The organism is Flavobacterium sp. MEB061, from assembly GCF_000834715.1.
In the GTDB taxonomy this organism is placed as follows: domain Bacteria; phylum Bacteroidota; class Bacteroidia; order Flavobacteriales; family Flavobacteriaceae; genus Flavobacterium; species Flavobacterium pectinovorum.
In genome coordinates this window covers 114,073-131,571 of the sequence record NZ_JXQR01000076.1, presented here as the reverse complement: position 1 = coordinate 131,571, position 17,499 = coordinate 114,073, and the positions used below count along the sequence as shown (strand labels likewise).

The following is a 17,499-nucleotide window of genomic DNA, read 5'->3' as shown; positions in this document are numbered from 1 at the left end:
TCATTTGTCTCCCCGCAAAATAAAAATTACTTTTGCTTCAGTTTAACTTTTACATACAAAATGAAGCCTAACACACAACAATTAAGCGATTTAACTATCCAAGTAAGAAGAGATATTCTTCGTATGGTACATGCTGTCAACTCAGGACACCCAGGTGGTTCACTAGGTTGTACTGAATTTTTGGTAACACTATACCAAAATATTATGGACCGTAAAGAAGGTTTTGATATGGACGGAATTGGAGAAGACCTCTTTTTCCTTTCAAATGGTCATATTTCCCCAGTATTTTACAGCGTTTTAGCACGTAGCGGTTATTTCCCTGTTTCAGAACTTGCCACTTTCAGATTATTAAACTCACGTTTACAAGGACACCCAACAACTCACGAAGGATTACCTGGAGTTCGTATAGCCTCTGGTTCATTAGGACAAGGTTTATCTGTAGCTCTTGGAGCAGCTCAGGCAAAAAAATTAAATGGCGACAATCATTTAATCTATACTTTACACGGAGATGGTGAACTACAAGAAGGTCAAAACTGGGAAGCGATCATGTATGCTTCTGCTAAAAAAGTAGACAACCTTATTGCAACTATAGACGTTAACGGAAAACAAATTGACGGAACAACTGACGAAGTTTTACCAATGGGAAGCATTCGTGCTAAATTTGAAGCTTTTGACTGGGACGTTCTTGAAATTAAAGAAGGAAACAGTATCGATGCCATTCTTGCAGGTTTAACAGATGCTAAATCAAGAACAGGAAAAGGAAAACCAGTTTGTATTTTATTATATACTGAAATGGGTAACGGAGTAGACTTTATGATGCACACACATGCATGGCATGGCAAAGCACCAAACAACGATCAGTTGACAAGTGCTTTGGCTCAAAACTATTCGGCAGATCAAATCGATTATTAAAAAAAGCTTTAAGCTTTAAGCAATAAGCTTTATGCCTATTGCCTACAGCCTACTGCGTACAGCAATAAAACAAAATGAAAAAATATACAAATACAGGAAGTAAAGATACTCGTTCAGGCTTTGGAGCGGGAATGACTGAACTAGGTCAAAAAAACGAAAACGTAGTGGCATTATGTGCTGATTTAATTGGATCTTTAAAATTTGATGATTTCAAGAAAAATCACCCAGAGCGTTTTTTCCAAATTGGAATCGCTGAAGCTAACATGATAGGTATTGCTGCAGGTTTAACAATTGGAGGAAAAATTCCTTTTACAGGAACTTTCGCTAACTTCTCTACAGGAAGAGTTTACGATCAAATTCGTCAATCTGTTGCTTATTCAGATAAAAACGTAAAAATTTGTGCTTCTCACGCAGGTTTAACACTTGGTGAAGACGGAGCAACACACCAAATATTAGAAGATATTGGATTAATGAAAATGTTGCCTGGAATGACAGTAATTAACACTTGTGATTACAACCAAACTAAAGCAGCTACTTTAGCATTGGCAGATCATCATGGTCCTGCTTATTTACGTTTCGGTCGTCCGGTTGTGCCTAACTTCATGCCTGCTGATGAGCCTTTCGTAATTGGAAAAGCAATTTTATTAAACGAAGGAACTGATGTTACAATCGTTGCAACAGGACACTTAGTTTGGGAAGCTCTTATCGCTGCTGAAGCTCTTGAAGCAAAAGGAATCTCTGCTGAAGTAATCAATATTCACACTATTAAACCACTTGACGAAGAAGCGATTCTAAAATCATTGGCAAAAACAAAATGTGTTGTAACTGCAGAAGAGCACAACATTCTTGGAGGTCTTGGAGAAAGCATTTCAAGAGTATTAGCTTTAAATACTCCTGCTCCACAAGAATTTGTTGCTGTAAACGATAGTTTTGGTGAATCTGGAACTCCAGAACAATTAATGGAGAAATACAAATTAAACAATCAGGCTATTGTTGAAGCTGTAGAAAAAGTTATCAAAAGAAAATAATTTTTAGTTTTCTTACTTTATACAAAAAACCTCGAAAGTGATTTCGAGGTTTTTTTTATGTCTTATTTTCTTTCTATTATTTTATTTCTGTCGGTGAATTATTTCCCATACTGGCTCAAATTCTAATTCATCGAAATTTAAAGCATGTAAATCTTTTTCATAAATACTATTACTAAAAGTATCCTGAATTCCATTTATAAAAAACCATTTCCCTTCTTTTTCAGGCATTCCCCATCTTCTATGTTTTACAACCGTTGCTTTTGTATTTACTTTTTTCGAAAGTTCAAACAAAATAGATTTTGCATCAACATTCAAACTTTTTGCAATTGCAATTACTCCAAAATAGCCAAACTCAACTTCAGATGAATTATCAAAATTTCTTTCATTAGATATCGAAATAAAGATTTCTGGTGGTGTCTGGCGTTTTTCGCAAACTGTCCAAATTGGTGACCAAAGTTCAAAACTTTGAAAGTATTCTTTATTCCCATTTTCAATTGTCCATTTATCGTGCGATTTATCATTCCACTTTAATCTTCCCAATTTCATTTCAGAATGATAAATGAATTCTTCATTTTCTTTTTGAGACACTCTTTTTTCAGTTTTGTATTTATTTACACGAATTCCCGTCTCATTATTATTTTCAATCTGATTCAGTATTGCTTCAAAATAAGGTTTAAAATTGGAGTCCCAATTTGATTTCAGCCAAGGCGATTTGGATTCGTCTTCATTCCCAAATAATAAATAAAAGTCATACGTCCGATTCTTCCAATCTGAATCAGCATTAGTTAACTTGTCATAAAAGTCACTTAATTTATCGATTAACTTCATAATTGATTCTCTCTTATTATTTATAATAACATACCCCCTTTTTAATTTCAAGATAACTATTTTATAAAAAGGTTCTTCAAATTTGATGAAAAAAATGATTTACAATCAGATTTATAAAAAATCAAAAACCTCCAAATCATAAGACTTGGAGGTTTCAAAAAATTATCTTTTAATCCTTTTTATTGCTTCTTAATAGGATATGTATTATCCAAGTGTATTCTTAATCTTGGCTCATCTGTATAATCCGTTTCTATATATTTTCTAGGATTTGTTGCCGACTCTGCTGCTGCAGGATTAGTAAGTTCGCCTGTTGGTCTTCTTGGAATTCCTCTAGGCTCTGTTTCATCTGTATTTGGAGTAGCTGGATTATCCACAATTGGACTCCAAGGATAATAAGTACTTATTCCGTAATTAATTCCACCAACATTACCAATTTGACCAGTAGGTTTAGATATTTCATAGAAAGTTGTAAAACCATCTCCGTCATCATCAGCATCTAAAAAGTCAGGAATACCATCTTTGTCAGTATCATCCGGATTTACCGGAGCATTTGGATATAAAGTCGTATTTCTGAAATCTCTAACATAACGATCTCCATTTATATCTTCCTGATAATCAAAAACTCCATCAAAATCATGATCAAGTCTTTTATAGTCATAAAACTTAACACTAAAAATTAAAGGAGAGTAAGAAGGAATCGAATTATTTCCGGCGTAATAACCTAAACCTGAAGGAATAAATAAAACTGCAGACCCGAAATTTTCATATTTAATAGTTCCATCCGCCTGCGTAGTTGAAGTTCCTGTCTTCAACTCAGGAAAAGTTTCACCCCAACCAACGATCGCCGTATACAAGTCTACACTTGTTTGTGGAAACTTAACTTCTTCAAAAAAAGTAGTCTTCAAATAAGTAGGTGCTTTATCCGTTTTAGCAACACGACTTAAATATTCTCCTTTATATGCAGCTAAAACTCCATCAGTATTCATTGGTGATGTTCCTGTACCTTCTCTCAAAATCAAATAGTACATTTTGTAAGTAATCCCATCTAAATCAACATTTTTTGCCAACAACTTTGGAAAAGTTTCACTATTCAAATAAGACATTATAGAAGGCTGTGTTGTAGGATCTGTAATACTATCTATAACAACATCCTGATCTTCAGGTGTACCGGCACTTTCTGTTACAGTAATATAATTTGTAGTTAAATATTCTTCAATATTAGCATTATCTGTATTAAATTGCTCCTGATAGTCTCTTAAAGGCTCAACAGGAGTATCATCGTCACCTTTGTTACAAGAAACTATTGCAATACCAGCGAGCAATAAAACAAAATAATATTTAAATTTATTCATTATTGTTAATTTTTTAGGTGCGCAAGATACAATATTGATTTATTTTTGTAAAGAATTTAACTTGGATTTTAGAAAAATTATGAGAATAGATAAATACCTATGGTGCGTTCGTTATTACAAAACCAGAAACATGGTTACTGAGGCTTGTAAAAAAAACCATATTACTGTAAATGGGCAGGTTGCCAAGCCATCTAAAGAAGTTTTTCCTACGGACAGAATTACCTTTAGAAAAGATCAAATTACACAAATTATTACTGTCTTGGATATTCCTGAAAGTCGTGTTGGGGCAAAACTTGTCGATATCTATCGAAAAAACGAAACTCCTGCAGAAGCATATGCACATTTAGAGTTATTAAAACTTTCTAAAGAGCACTATCGCAAAAGCGGAACAGGAAGACCAACCAAAAAAGACCGAAGAGATATTGACGAATATGGAAACGAGATTTTTGATGACGAAGATGAAAATTAAATTCCAATACCGAAGTGTCGGGATAAATCTCAAATTCCAAAATCGGAGCGTATCTAATTATTATATATAAATTCAAAAAAACTAAAAACAAACCCAAGCATTAAAAATTAGAATTTCCTTTCTTAAAATTGGAATTTGGATTTTTTATATTGGAATTTAAATTAGTTATATTAGCAAAAAATAAAATCATGAGCAAAAATATCATCTTAACACATCAGGAAATCGAACATAAAATAAAACGTATTGCGTATCAAATTTACGAAACTTTTGTTGATGAAGAAGAAGTTGTTATTGCCGGAATCGCTTCTAACGGATCTATTTTTGCCGAAAAAATTGCTTTGGCCCTAAGCAACATCTCTACTCTTAAAATTTCACTTTGCGAAGTTAAGGTCGACAAACAAAATCCGCAACTACCAATACAAACCTCATTAAGCGCATCAGAATACTCCAATAAAGGATTAGTATTGGTTGATGATGTATTAAATTCAGGCACTACTTTAATATACGCCGTTCGTCATTTTTTAGACGTTCCGCTTAAAAAATTCAAAACGGCAGTACTTGTAGACAGAAATCATAAAAAATACCCTGTAAAAGCAGATTTTAAAGGAATTTCACTTTCTACTTCTTTACTTGAACATGTTCAGGTAATTTTTGATGACAATGGCAATGATTATGCTTTCTTAAGCTAGAATTTCTAAAATATCTTCAACTGTTTCTTCGACTGTTTTATTATCAACCGACACTTTATGCTGTGCATGGTTATAATAAAAGCTTCTGTCGAACAAATGTTTTGCGATGAATTCTTTCATTTCTTCCTCATTCATATTAGCAATCAACGGGCGCTTGCTTTTGTTATGAATTAATCTATTATATAAAGTCTCTATTGAAGCCTTTAAATAAATAGATGTAACATCGTCTTTTTTCAATAATTCGTGATTATTGGCATAGCAAGGCGTTCCTCCACCTAAACCTATTATACTATTTTCTGTAGATTGGAGCAATTCGACAAACATTTCGTGTTCTAATTTCCTAAAATAGATTTCTCCTTTTTGTTCGAAAATCTCATTTATTGATAAATTGGCTCTTTTTTCGATGCATTTATCCAAATCTAAAAATGGGATTTTGGTAATTTTTGAAAGATTTTGGGCAATTGTTGACTTTCCGCAGCCCATATATCCTAATAAGACGATTTTTTTCATTCTAATAAAACACTATAAATTAGGGGATTGTAAATTTTGTTTAAAAAAAGACAAATTTATAATAAAATTGCTTGCAAATAATAAAATAAACTCCTTATATTTGCACCCGCATTCAAGGAACATATGACTCGATAGCTCAGTCGGTAGAGCACATCACTTTTAATGATGGGGTCCTGGGTTCGAGCCCCAGTCGGGTCACAAAAGGTCGAGTAATTTATTACTTGACCTTTTTTCATTTTAGGCCACGTGGAGAAACGGTAGACTTGCCATCTTGAGGGGGTGGTGCTCGTAAGGGCGTGTGGGTTCAAATCCCACCGTGGTCACAAAAAAAGGTAAAATACATAAATGTGTTTTACCTTTTTTTATTTCTACAATTACAAAGACAGCATTAAAATAAACATCTTCATTCTTCATAATGTTTTTGCATATTCAATTTTGCATATAAAATCCGAGTATCTTTACCCGTGATTGCAATAAAGAATATATAGATGAATTAAGCTTTTCTACTTTTAGAACCTAAAATTCTTTCCTGAAGTCATAAGTTATAATAAAAAATTTCGCAAATAAACAATAGCATTACTAATTTCAATTCCGTTTAGGTTTTTCATTAGTTTTCGCATTTAACTTTAATAGTTATAACATATGACATTGATATCCAAAGAAAAATTTTCTGAAGCTGCCGGCCTTTCTAAAATTCCTATCCCGGGATTATCCTCTTATTTAATGAAGGTAATGAAAATTAACAATTTAAATACAATGGTTAAGGAAGCAGGCAATCTTGAAGGTGCAGATTTTGCCAATTATGCCTTAACGAAAATAGGCGTAAAAGTCAAGTATGATGCTGCCGAATTATTAAATATCCCAAGTGAAGGAGCCTTTATCGTAGTGGCTAATCACCCTTATGGAGGTATCGAATCATTAGCCTTATTAAGTACAATTGCGAAAATACGTCCTGACACCATGTATATGGGGAATTTTTTATTAAAGGAAATTCCAAATCTTGAAAAATGTATTATTGCGGTAAATCCATTTGAAAATGTACAAAATTCTGCCAGTATCACAGGATTAAAAATGACGTTCAAAGCTTTATCAGAAGGTATTCCTGTCGCGATATTTCCTGCCGGAGAAGTTTCATCATATGATTTTAAGACGAGTAAAATCACAGATCCGGAATGGCATCCTGTAGTAGGAAAAATTATCAGCAAAGCGAATGTGCCTATCTTACCTATATATTTTCATGGAAATAATGGTTTTTTCTTCAGTATGCTAAAATCAATTCACCCGATGTTGCAAACTTCAAAACTGATTTCAGAAATGTTTAACAAACAAGGACACGAACTAAAAATGACTATCGGGAAAGCCATTTTTTTATCAGGAACAAAAGACAAAGCCGCTGATCTTCTAATGTTACAAAATCTTAGAAGCAAACTGTATGCTCTCAAAAATCAACTACATAATTAAGAGGTTCAAGTTTATTAGCACTTATAACAAACCTTGAAAATCAAATACTTTTCTTTTCACGCCTCTGCTAAGTCGCTTAAAAACTAAAAATCTATTAATAAAAGATTCGAATTTTGTGCAATAAAGGTCGAAATAAAAATAAAAAAGCCTGAGAATCTATATTCTCAGGCTTTTTGGTCAACAAAATTTTCGATATTTTAATTCCAAAAACCTAAAGGCAATTTCTTTCTTTTATTCTGTCTTATCCAAACCTGCATCGGTTACTTCTACAGTATCAACAAGCAGATCTTGATAAAAGGTTACTTCATGTACATTGACAGGATCCCATCCTCCGTTTGAAATACGGTGTAATTCAATGTAATAAATTCCTTCGAACAGATAAACATCACCTAATTGCTTGGTTTGATAGTTTGTGAAACTATTGTCAGTTGTTGTAAACGGATAGATAATACTTGAAATATCTTTTATCACCAATTGAAATTTACCGGAAATACCTGCCAGTTCACATTGCCAGTGATAAATACCTGCCTCATTCACTTTCACTCTCCAAGATGCATAAGCAGCTGGATTTGTCCATCCGGCAATGCTGTAATAAGGTGGGTTTCCTATCCCGATACCACTTCCGTGCAATATGGCATTTTGTCCGGCAACAACAAGGGTTCTATCTGCATTTTGATTGATAATAGGAGTTTTATCAATGTAGGGATGAATTGAAATTTGACGCACATTTACAGGATCCCATCCTCCGCCCGAAATACGGTGCAGCTCGATGTTATAAATACCAACTGGTAAATTAATTGTTCCGATGGTTAAGACTTGATAGTTCTCAAAACCTCTTGTTGTAATTGTAAATGGATACGGTCCCTGATCTATTCCATTTACTTTTAGCACAAACTGTCCCGAATAGCCTGACACAACTGCATCTAAAATAAAATTTCCGGATTGAATAACTTCAACGTGCCATGTGGCAAAGTTAGCATCATTAATCCATGTCCCGAGTTCATAAAGCGGCGGATTTTGAATGCTTAATCCAGGAGCAACAGCATCGATTGGATTTAAATTGAGTGTCCCATCCTTGAATTGCTTAACAAAGGTGAAAAGAATGTCTACAATTCGTGACATTTCTAAGACAATGGTTGTACTGATATTATCCAGAGGAGCTGCAGGCACCGAAATAGTATACCCGGAAAACCCATCATTGGGAGTTATATCTAATGCTGTTTTGTGAATATCTGCAAGGAAATACGCTTTCACAACACTTCCATCAGGCAGATCAGGAACATTTAATTTTTCATTCAGAGGCCAATAATCAGCAAATACATGCAGGTATAGATATTGTGTTCCGTCTACAATTTTGCGGGTAGCCCGTCCCCAAAGTAATTGTGTAGTATAAGGACTGGATTGGGTTTTATCGATAGCCATTTTATTTATACTCATCCAGTAGGCAAATCCATTAAGTCTGTCGATTGCATCAGGCGGGAATGTCCCGTCTCCTTCCGGACCTACATTGAGAAGAAAATTACCTCCTTTACTAACAATATCAATTAACTTTTGAATTAAATCTTTTTGGGTTTTCCAACGTGTATCGTGAGCAGCATATCCCCAATTATCATTCATGGTCATACATGTTTCCCAATCTGTTCCATCTCCGTTTGGCGGCATAGTGGGAATACTTTGTTCAGGAGTTTTAAAGTCTGCGGTCAAACCATCATTCATTCGGTTATTGAATATCAAACGATCTGATCCGGGGATGTTTTTAATTGCTTTCATCATTCGGTAACGAAATTCGGGTGTGCTGGAGCCTCCCATATCCCACCAAATCAGATCAATATCATAGTCATTAATCATAGTTTGAATATGAGGAACCACAATAGTATCAGTATATTGTGCCTTTTCCTGATAGGAAGCTTCATGATTTGGCGTTGTATTCTGAGGAATCCATCCCATTCCTCCAGGATTCATCCAGTCCAGACATTGAGAATAATAAAATCCAACCTTCAATCCTGCCGAATGAGCCTCTGTGACCAAGTCTTTTAAAACATCGGCTGAAATATTAGTGTCATCTTCAATATTATATCCAACGTGATGTGTGCGCATCAAAGCCAATCCTTCATGATGTTTGGCGGTAACGACAATATATTTCATGCCGGCATCCTTTGCCATTCTTACCCATTCTGAAGCATTGAAGTTTTGTGCCGTAAAATTTTGCTGCCAGCGTGTTTTATATTCGTTTCTCGGAATCTGGGCTGCAAACATAATCCATTCGGCATATTGACCGGGTTTGTAAGGCTCACCTGTAGCAGGATCAATTTTAATAGTTCCGTCTGGATTGATCCATTCCGGGCGATAAGTTGAATAATAATCCTGCATCCAATAATCAGGTCCAACTCCCGAACCTGATTTTATTAAAGTTGGCCCTGTATAGTGTCCCGCCAGTCCAGAGTAGCCTCCCCAATGCAAAAACAAGCCAAAACCTGCTTCACGCCACCAGGTCATTCGTTGATCTTTATGTTCTTTTGTCTCAAGGGTCGTTACATAAAGAGTGTTACTCAACTTAGTCAAAATATCCAGATTGTCATCCCTGCCTCTTACCGCGAAGCAGTAAATATCAAATGAATTCAAATTATGTACAGTTATTGCGTTGGCAGTAACATTTTGATAAAAAACACCTTCTTTAAATACATCGTATGAAGTTACTGCGGGAATTGCATCCCAAGATAAAGAAATAGAATTAGTCTTTACGTCGACTGCTTTTAAGTCTTTAGGATTGTTATTGTAGAAAGGATTAATATCAATCTCTGTATCGCTAAAAATTAAATCATCAATATAAACTATATCTCCAATTGCAGCATTAGCTGTATAATCAGGCTGAATACCAAACATAGTGATATTTTTTACTTTGTTTGACAATAAATCAAATACCGCTACTCCCCATTCGTTTTGTTTATCCAATGGACTTTGAGACAAGAATTCATTATTTCCTCCATCTGAAGCATTAATTCTGATCTGAGAATTCGGATTATTGCGATAATATTTCATGTACAAATACTTATACTCAGAAAGCGGTACATTTGGAGTACAGAAAAATCCTGCCCATATAACAGAATTTCCAATACGTTCTAATTTCAGAACCTTATTGCTTATGTTTGATCCTGTTTTGTCCGGATTATCTACCACCGTAACCCGCATATCGGCTACAGGATTAATTTTTATTTGATTTGTAAAGTTGATCTTTCCGTTTTCAAAATTATCAAATACAAGTGGTTCTCTAATTATTGGATGCGGATAAAAATCCGGCTTAAAACTCAGTTTACCTAATGCTGATTGAATTTCAGGAGCCGACATAAAATAATCCCATAACAGACCTGTACGGTAATTTTCGATCATACAAATAATCGGACCTTGGTCGATAGCCAAATAATAAGTATCAGTCCAATCGACGGTCTCATTAAAAGCATCTACAAATCCTGCTTTTTCGTTCCAGATCTTTGTTCCCAGCTTCTCGTAAAAATATCTCAGGGCGGCTAATGATTCTTTAGGCGTATAAGGCATTGCCGAAAGAGCAGCTGTTGGAGCAATCACACCTTTGTCATTTCCCGGCGAATGTGCAGTATAAGCTATATTTCCATCACAAGCAGTCAATCCCCAGGCTTTGTTCTCGCCATATCCTTTATAAGCCAGCGGATTTTGTTCGCAATAAGCTCTGTTTATCAATGTATGAGCCTGATTTTGCTGAAAATAATTTACATCATTAATACTATCTCTCAAATTTTTCGGGTTAAATCCTAAAAATGAATAATGAGAAAAAAATAAAGGTCCGCCTTTTTCACTTCCGCTTCCAATAGGAAGGGTAATGTCATAAAATTTTTGATTCTTAGTATGATAAGTACCACCAGCTGACCAACCGTTTTTCCATAAACTGGGATCTATGGGATGGGTTGGTGAAGCAACAGCCAAGATATAAGTAATCATACACTCGTTCCAACCGACGACTTGCAATGTGAGAGTATTTTGCAGCTCATTGTTACAATGCCAGTACAACTTGTTTGATCCAAATCGAAAATAATCCCAATCTACATTGTTCCAAAGTACATTGATCTTAACAACCAGACTCTGTTCTGTCAAAACTGGCTGGTTGAAATACTGGCGTACCGTAATCAAACCCTGCATTAGAAAAGAGGTTTCTACCAGATCACCTCCATTATCATTTTTACTAAACGGAATGGTTTCACCGGTACTCCCATTGATCCAATGAGCAAAAACTCCTTTGTAATTAGTCGCACTGTTGGTTAAGAAATCAACAATTTTATCAATACGCTCGCGTCCTTGTTCCCTAGTAATAAATCCTCTCTCAATTCCTACCAAAATAGCCATCAATCCAAATCCAGAGCCGCCTGAGGTAACGGTGGGTCCGGGTCCTCTCGAAACGGGAAGACGCTCATGTGCCATTCCTGAATTTGCATCTGCATGATCCCAAAAATATTTAAATGCATATTGCTGCGTTTTTGTAAGCAACTGTTCATCCGTAAGTGTTAAAGAGTTTTCCATAAGATTTAATGATTAAGTATAAATAATATTAAGTAAAGCTGTAGTATGCTATATGTCGCTTTTCAATAAATAAAATGGCTTATAGAGACCTGTTAACAAAAACAAGCGTAAGTATTTTTAAATTCAGTATTCCAAAAGTGCAATTAACACATCTATAGTTATTTACCTAACATTCTGTTATTTTAAATCACAATACAGGAATTTGCATTGACAAATAAAATCCGTCGGTAGTAAGATTAGGTTTTGATAAATGTTTGAAAGAATATTTCTAACGATTTTCGATTCGGTATAAATCAAGAAATTACTGCTAGAAAAGGTGCTTTAACAGAGGCTCATTTATCTATTAAAAACGCATCGTAGATGTTTTTTCTTGCTTTTAAAGGCTTAAAAATGTAATAAATATAGTACGAATATATTAATTATTATTTACAATTACACCATGAAAAAATACTTTTAAAACTTATTTATGATGATATTATCATAATAAAGCACAGATAATTAGAGCTTTAAAAAAATAAAAAAGCCTGAGAATATAAATTCTCAGGCTTTTTTATGATTCGAAAATCTTATCGAAGATTTTTACTTTACAAACTCAACAATATTTACTTTTTAATAAACTTTCCGGTTTGATTTTCAACCTTGTAAATGTAAATACCGGATGATAAAGACGAAACGTCTAAACTTATTTTATTAGAATCACTATTATTTCTTTGACTCATTACTTCTTTTCCGGTAGCAGAGAAAATTTTAATATCGGCGTTTTTATTTACTTGTTCTGGAATTGTAATATTGATAATAGAATCAGTAGGGTTTGGATAAGGGCTTAATTTAGCCAAAAGATTAAATTGATCTGTCGACAATGTACCGTTTAAGGCATAAACATCGATAATGTTACCGTCATTTTTAGATGTAACAAGTTTAAAATCCCCGTTGTTAGTCTTAATGATATTTGCCCGGTTTCGATCTCCTAAATTATTAATAACATCTCCATTTTCATTCAATAAATACATTTGATTTGGTGATCCCGAAATCATAACTATAAATTCGATTAGTGCGTCATTATTAAACAATTTGTCACTGGGTGCATATATACTTATATAACCGCTTGCCGGGATTGGCAATGATACTGATTTGTATAACGAATGATTTTCATTATATAGCTTGATTGAATTATCACCCGAACTAAAGTAATAATAATAGGTAGCACTTTCGGTATTGAAAGAAAACGAATAATTAGAATATAGTACCGAATTTGACAGACTATTATCATATGAATGCTCAAGAGAAATTTGGCCTTGTAATTTTACAAATCCTAAAAGTATTGCAATAAGTAATGTTTTTTTCATTTAATTGTTTTAAGGTTATTATTATTTTTTTGCTTTATTATTTGCACAATGCAGTCTATTTAAAAAACCTTCTTTGGTTTTTCCACTCCGTAAATATATTCGATTTAGTTTACAAACTTATTTTATCACACAAAAATATATCTGCTATTAATTGTTTTTTAAACTGGCAAATACATACTCAATTATTTCATCATTTCCTCACTTTTTTTTTACAAGAAATCACTTTACAAAATAAAACTTTTCCTAAATTCGTCTCGAAATTAATCAACCATTAACCTAACCCCAAATTAGTTTATGAAACACCTACTACTCGTATCATTTATGATGATTACCAGCCTTACATGGGCACAATCTGCAACTGCTTATTTTGACAAGGCGATGAAAAAAGCCGAAGCCGGCAATACAAAAGGTGCTATCGCGGATTACACCAAAGCCATCAGCATGAATTCGCATTTTGTAGAAGCTTACGCAAACAGAGGCGTAGCAAAATACAAATTAAATGATTTACAAGGCGCTCTTGCTGATTTTACTAAAGCAATAGAATTAGACACAATGAATTCTGACGCCTTTACAGGAAGAGCAAACGTACAGTACAAATTATTGAATTACGACGCTGCAGTCGAAGATTGCTCTTATTGTCTAATGATGAATCCTAAAGATTATGTTGCCTTAAATCTTAGAGGACTTTGTTACAATAAAATGGGAGAAAAAAAGAAATCATGTAAAGATTTCTCTAAAGCAATCGAATTAGGAAGTCAAAGCGCTATCAAAAACAGAGCAACTTTCTGCAAATAAAATTGAATAAACAAAGACACAAAGCAATCTGTAAAATCATTTTTTTTCAGGTTGCTTTTTCTGTTAATTACCTACCAACTCTGTACAAAAGATATTACTACATTTGTTCGATAAACTAATTTTCAATGGCACTTCTTAAAATACTAAACAATAAAGCCAAGACAGACGAAAATTCTGGTTTTGGAACCAATGCAAACAGTTACGGAGGAAGATTTGTAAACAAAAACGGAACTGCCAATATTGAAAAAAGAGGAATGAATTTACTGCGTCGGATTAGTTGGTATCACACCATGATCGACATGCCAAACTGGAAATTCATGTTTATCCTATTTTCCTTTTATATTGTAATCAATTTTATTTTTGCTATTTTATACTATGCAATCGGCATAGAACATCTTGACGGAATTGCGCAATCGCAAAGTGTTTTAACTCAATTTGGTCAGGCCTATTTTTTTAGTGCACAAACTTTTACCACCGTTGGTTACGGACATATTAGTCCAACCGGTTTTTTGACCAGCGCTTTATCAGCTGCCGAAGCTTTAATAGGTCTATTGAGTTTTGCCATTGCGACAGGATTATTTTTTGGAAGATTCAGTAAACCAACCGCTTTTTTAAAATTTTCACACAACGCATTAATTTCTCCTTATAAAGAACAAAAAGCATTAATGATTCGGGTTGTTCCTTTTAAGAACACCAATTTTACAGATGCAAAAGCAAAAATCACTTTAGGAATGAGCGTTGAAGAAAATGGCGCCAGAACCAATAAATTCTATACTCTTGATCTCGAATTAGACCGTATAAATGCGCTTTCATTAAGCTGGACATTGGTACATGCCATAACAGAAGAAAGTCCGTTGTATAATTTTACAGAAGATGATTTCAAAAAGACTCACGGTGAAATTCTGGTCTTCATTACTACTTTTGATGATATGTTTAGCAATACAGTTGCAGCACGAACATCTTATACATTTAATGAGATTATTTATGGCGCAAAATTCGAAACAATGTACAACAGAAGCAAAGATGGTACTAAAACGATTTTGTATCTCGACAAATTAAATCAGTATCATACTACAAAGTTCTTATAAATCATCATTTTAATCAAGTTTTAAAGGTAATGTCAGATTTTGTTTTATTTTTGTTCACCCAATTAATCTACAATGATAAACAACATAAAGACTGTTTTCAGCATAAAGGATCTGGAAAACCTATCAGGAATAAAAGCACATACAATTCGTATCTGGGAAAAAAGATACAATATTCTTGAACCCATGAGAACGGATACCAATATTCGTCTTTATAATTTACACAGCCTACAAAAACTTTTAAATATAACCTTACTTCATGATTACGGTTATAAAATTTCTAAAATCTCAACTTTCCCCGAAGAAAAAATCCCACAATTAGTTCGTGAGATTATATCAAAGAAAAATGCTCAAAACTACGCCATTACTTCATTTAAAATGGCAATGATGAATTTTGACCAGGAAATTTTCTTCAATACATTCGACTGGCTTATTTCTGAAAAATCGTTTAAGGAAGTTTTTAAAGAACATTTTCTTCCCTTATTAAAAGAACTGGGATTACTATGGCAATCTGAAACGATAACTCCGGCAAACGAGCATTTCATGAGTCATTTGATCAAACAAAAGATTTTAATTTATACAGAAAGCCTTCAAATACTTAAACCAACCAAAACCGACAGAATTTTTGTTCTTTCACTCCCTTTAAACGAAATTCACCAAATTGGATTATTGTATCTGCAATATGAAATTTTATCTAAAGGATACAAAACCATTTATTTAGGTGAAAGCATGCCAATCGAAAATCTTCAGGATCTTACCAAACATTTTGAAAACATCACGTTTGTTTCTTTTATGACTATTCAGCCTGATCGCAATGTTATCAATCAGTATGTAAAAACGATGGGGCAAAAATTACTTCAGAAAACCAATGAAATATGGCTTATGGGTAAAATGACTGAACATATAGACAAAAATCTACCTGATAGAATCAGAATTTTTGACTCGATGGAAGAAACAATAGAATCGATTTAATATTTTGTTTAAAGTTTTTGTATATTTGTTAAACAAATGACAAAAACAATCGCAATAATAGGATCAGGCTTCTCTGCGTTAGCCGCTTCGTGTTACCTGGCTCAACAAGGAAACAAAGTCACTATTTACGAAAAAAACGATACAATAGGCGGTCGTGCAAGGCAATTTAAAAAAGACGGCTTTACCTTCGATATGGGGCCAAGCTGGTACTGGATGCCCGACGTATTTGAACGTTTCTTTCATGACTTTAGCAAACAAACTTCTGATTACTATCAACTTATAAAGTTAAATCCTGCTTATCGTGTTTATTTCGGGATAAATGACTTCATTAATATTTATGATAATTTAGAAGAAATAAAATCCACTTTTGAGAATATCGAAAAAGGAAGCGGCGCAAAACTTGAAGTTTTTATTAGTCATGCAAAAAGCAATTATGATATTGCTATTAAAGAATTGGTTTATCGTCCCGGAGTTTCACCATTAGAATTAATTACGCCACAAACCATTCTAAAACTCAATCAATTTTTTAGCACTGTCAGCAACGACATTAGAAAAGAGTTCAAAAACGAAAGATTAGTTCAGATTCTTGAATTTCCCGTTCTATTTCTCGGAGCCAAGCCATCTAAAACACCTTCGTTTTATAATTTTATGAATTATGCCGATTTTGGTTTAGGAACCTGGCATCCAAAAACCGGAATGTTTGATGTAATACGGGGAATAGAAAAATTAGCTCTCGAATTGGGAGTTACGATCGAAACCAATTCACCAATAGAGAAAATAATAATCGAAAATAAAACTGCAACAGGAATTGTAATTAATGGAAAAATCATTAATGCAGATATTATTTTAAGCGGTGCCGATTATCATCATACAGAAACCTTATTAGACGAAACATTCAGAACTTATTCGGATAAGTATTGGGAAAGCCGTGTTTTTGCACCTTCTTCCCTACTCTTTTTTGTTGGTTTTAACAAAAAAATAGAAAACGTTACCCATCATGCTTTATTTTTTGATGTAGATTTTAATCAGCATGCGGTCGATATTTACGATCATCCCAAATGGCCTGATGCTCCTTTATTTTATGCCAATTTTCCATCAAAAACAGATAAAACAGCAGCACCGGAAGGAATGGAAAGTGGATTTTTCCTTATTCCGTTAGCACCCGGAATAAACGATAGCGAAGAACTTCGCGAGGAGTATTTCGAAAAAATAATCACTCGTTTTGAGCAACTTACACAACAAGACGTTAAAAATAATATTATATTTAAGAAGTCATTCTGTAAAAATGATTTTGTGACAGATTATAATGCATACAAAGGAAATGCATACGGAATGGCCAATACATTATTGCAAACCGCTTTTTTAAGACCAAAACTAAAAAGTAAAAAAGTACGTAACTTATATTTCACGGGACAGTTAACTGTTCCCGGACCAGGTGTTCCGCCAGCTTTAATTTCAGGAAAATTGGTTGCCGAGTTAATTCAAAAATCTATTAGACCGTAAA

General features: G+C 33.9%; 14 protein-coding genes and 2 tRNA genes. 11 read left to right on the top strand and 5 right to left on the bottom strand.

Features of this window, described 5'->3' with window-relative positions:
- Positions 1–60: 60 nt before the first annotated feature.
- Together RT99_RS24355 and RT99_RS24350 are read left to right on the top strand one after the other, a co-directional pair.
- Complete coding sequence (locus RT99_RS24355) at positions 61–912, top strand: transketolase (RefSeq protein ID WP_042567352.1); 852 nt, start codon at positions 61–63, stop codon at positions 910–912.
- Positions 913–986: 74 nt separating this feature from the next.
- Positions 987–1,940: a transketolase family protein gene (locus RT99_RS24350; protein WP_042567351.1), complete on the top strand. Its 954-nt coding sequence runs from the start codon at positions 987–989 to the stop codon at positions 1,938–1,940.
- 81 nt (positions 1,941–2,021) lie between these two features.
- Here RT99_RS24350 and RT99_RS24345 read toward each other — a convergent pair whose 3' ends face one another.
- Entirely contained in the window at positions 2,022–2,768 is a 747-nt protein-coding gene (locus RT99_RS24345; protein ID WP_042567350.1) for a hypothetical protein, read from the bottom strand.
- 179 nt (positions 2,769–2,947) lie between these two features.
- The gene (locus tag RT99_RS24340; RefSeq protein WP_042567349.1) at positions 2,948–4,120 is read right to left on the bottom strand and encodes an FKBP-type peptidyl-prolyl cis-trans isomerase; all 1,173 of its coding nucleotides are present in this window, start codon (positions 4,118–4,120) and stop codon (positions 2,948–2,950) included.
- A gap of 79 nt (positions 4,121–4,199) precedes the next feature.
- On the opposite strand from RT99_RS24340, the gene RT99_RS24335 reads away from it, so the two are divergent.
- Together RT99_RS24335 and RT99_RS24330 are read left to right on the top strand one after the other, a co-directional pair.
- Positions 4,200–4,589: an RNA-binding S4 domain-containing protein gene (locus RT99_RS24335; protein WP_042567348.1), complete on the top strand. Its 390-nt coding sequence runs from the start codon at positions 4,200–4,202 to the stop codon at positions 4,587–4,589.
- 188 nt (positions 4,590–4,777) lie between these two features.
- Positions 4,778–5,278: a phosphoribosyltransferase domain-containing protein gene (locus tag RT99_RS24330; RefSeq protein WP_042567381.1), complete on the top strand. Its 501-nt coding sequence runs from the start codon at positions 4,778–4,780 to the stop codon at positions 5,276–5,278.
- On the opposite strand, the gene RT99_RS24325 is transcribed toward RT99_RS24330, so the two are convergent.
- Entirely contained in the window at positions 5,270–5,788 is a 519-nt protein-coding gene (locus RT99_RS24325) for a shikimate kinase (protein WP_042567347.1), read from the bottom strand. The genes RT99_RS24330 and RT99_RS24325 overlap by 9 nt on opposite strands.
- Before the next feature lie 125 nt (positions 5,789–5,913).
- On the opposite strand from RT99_RS24325, the gene RT99_RS24320 reads away from it, so the two are divergent.
- The 3 genes from RT99_RS24320 (at position 5,914) to RT99_RS24310 (ending at position 7,249) form a co-directional block, all read left to right on the top strand.
- Positions 5,914–5,986 (top strand) — tRNA-Lys (locus RT99_RS24320).
- 42 nt (positions 5,987–6,028) lie between these two features.
- Positions 6,029–6,111 (top strand) — tRNA-Leu (locus RT99_RS24315).
- 319 nt (positions 6,112–6,430) lie between these two features.
- The gene (locus RT99_RS24310) at positions 6,431–7,249 is read left to right on the top strand and encodes a hemolysin (protein ID WP_042567380.1); all 819 of its coding nucleotides are present in this window, start codon (positions 6,431–6,433) and stop codon (positions 7,247–7,249) included.
- Positions 7,250–7,480: 231 nt separating this feature from the next.
- Here RT99_RS24310 and RT99_RS25070 read toward each other — a convergent pair whose 3' ends face one another.
- Positions 7,481–11,797: a glucoamylase family protein gene (locus tag RT99_RS25070; RefSeq protein ID WP_082037015.1), complete on the bottom strand. Its 4,317-nt coding sequence runs from the start codon at positions 11,795–11,797 to the stop codon at positions 7,481–7,483.
- 602 nt (positions 11,798–12,399) lie between these two features.
- Complete coding sequence (locus RT99_RS24300; protein WP_042567346.1) at positions 12,400–13,143, bottom strand: T9SS type A sorting domain-containing protein; 744 nt, start codon at positions 13,141–13,143, stop codon at positions 12,400–12,402.
- Between the two features lie 294 nt (positions 13,144–13,437).
- Here RT99_RS24300 and RT99_RS24295 point away from each other — a divergent pair, with 294 nt between their 5' ends.
- From RT99_RS24295 to RT99_RS24280, 4 genes are all read left to right on the top strand, one after another.
- Positions 13,438–13,938: a tetratricopeptide repeat protein gene (locus RT99_RS24295; protein ID WP_242607255.1), complete on the top strand. Its 501-nt coding sequence runs from the start codon at positions 13,438–13,440 to the stop codon at positions 13,936–13,938.
- 125 nt (positions 13,939–14,063) lie between these two features.
- Entirely contained in the window at positions 14,064–15,026 is a 963-nt protein-coding gene (locus tag RT99_RS24290; protein ID WP_042567345.1) for an ion channel, read from the top strand.
- A 72-nt stretch (positions 15,027–15,098) separates the two neighbouring features.
- Positions 15,099–15,995 carry a MerR family transcriptional regulator gene (locus RT99_RS24285; RefSeq protein ID WP_042567344.1) on the top strand — a complete coding sequence of 299 codons (897 nt, stop codon included), beginning with the start codon at positions 15,099–15,101 and terminating at the stop codon, positions 15,993–15,995.
- A 36-nt stretch (positions 15,996–16,031) separates the two neighbouring features.
- A complete protein-coding gene (locus RT99_RS24280) occupies positions 16,032–17,498 on the top strand; it encodes an NAD(P)/FAD-dependent oxidoreductase (protein ID WP_042567343.1) in 1,467 nt (488 codons plus the stop codon).
- Position 17,499 lies beyond the last annotated feature (1 nt).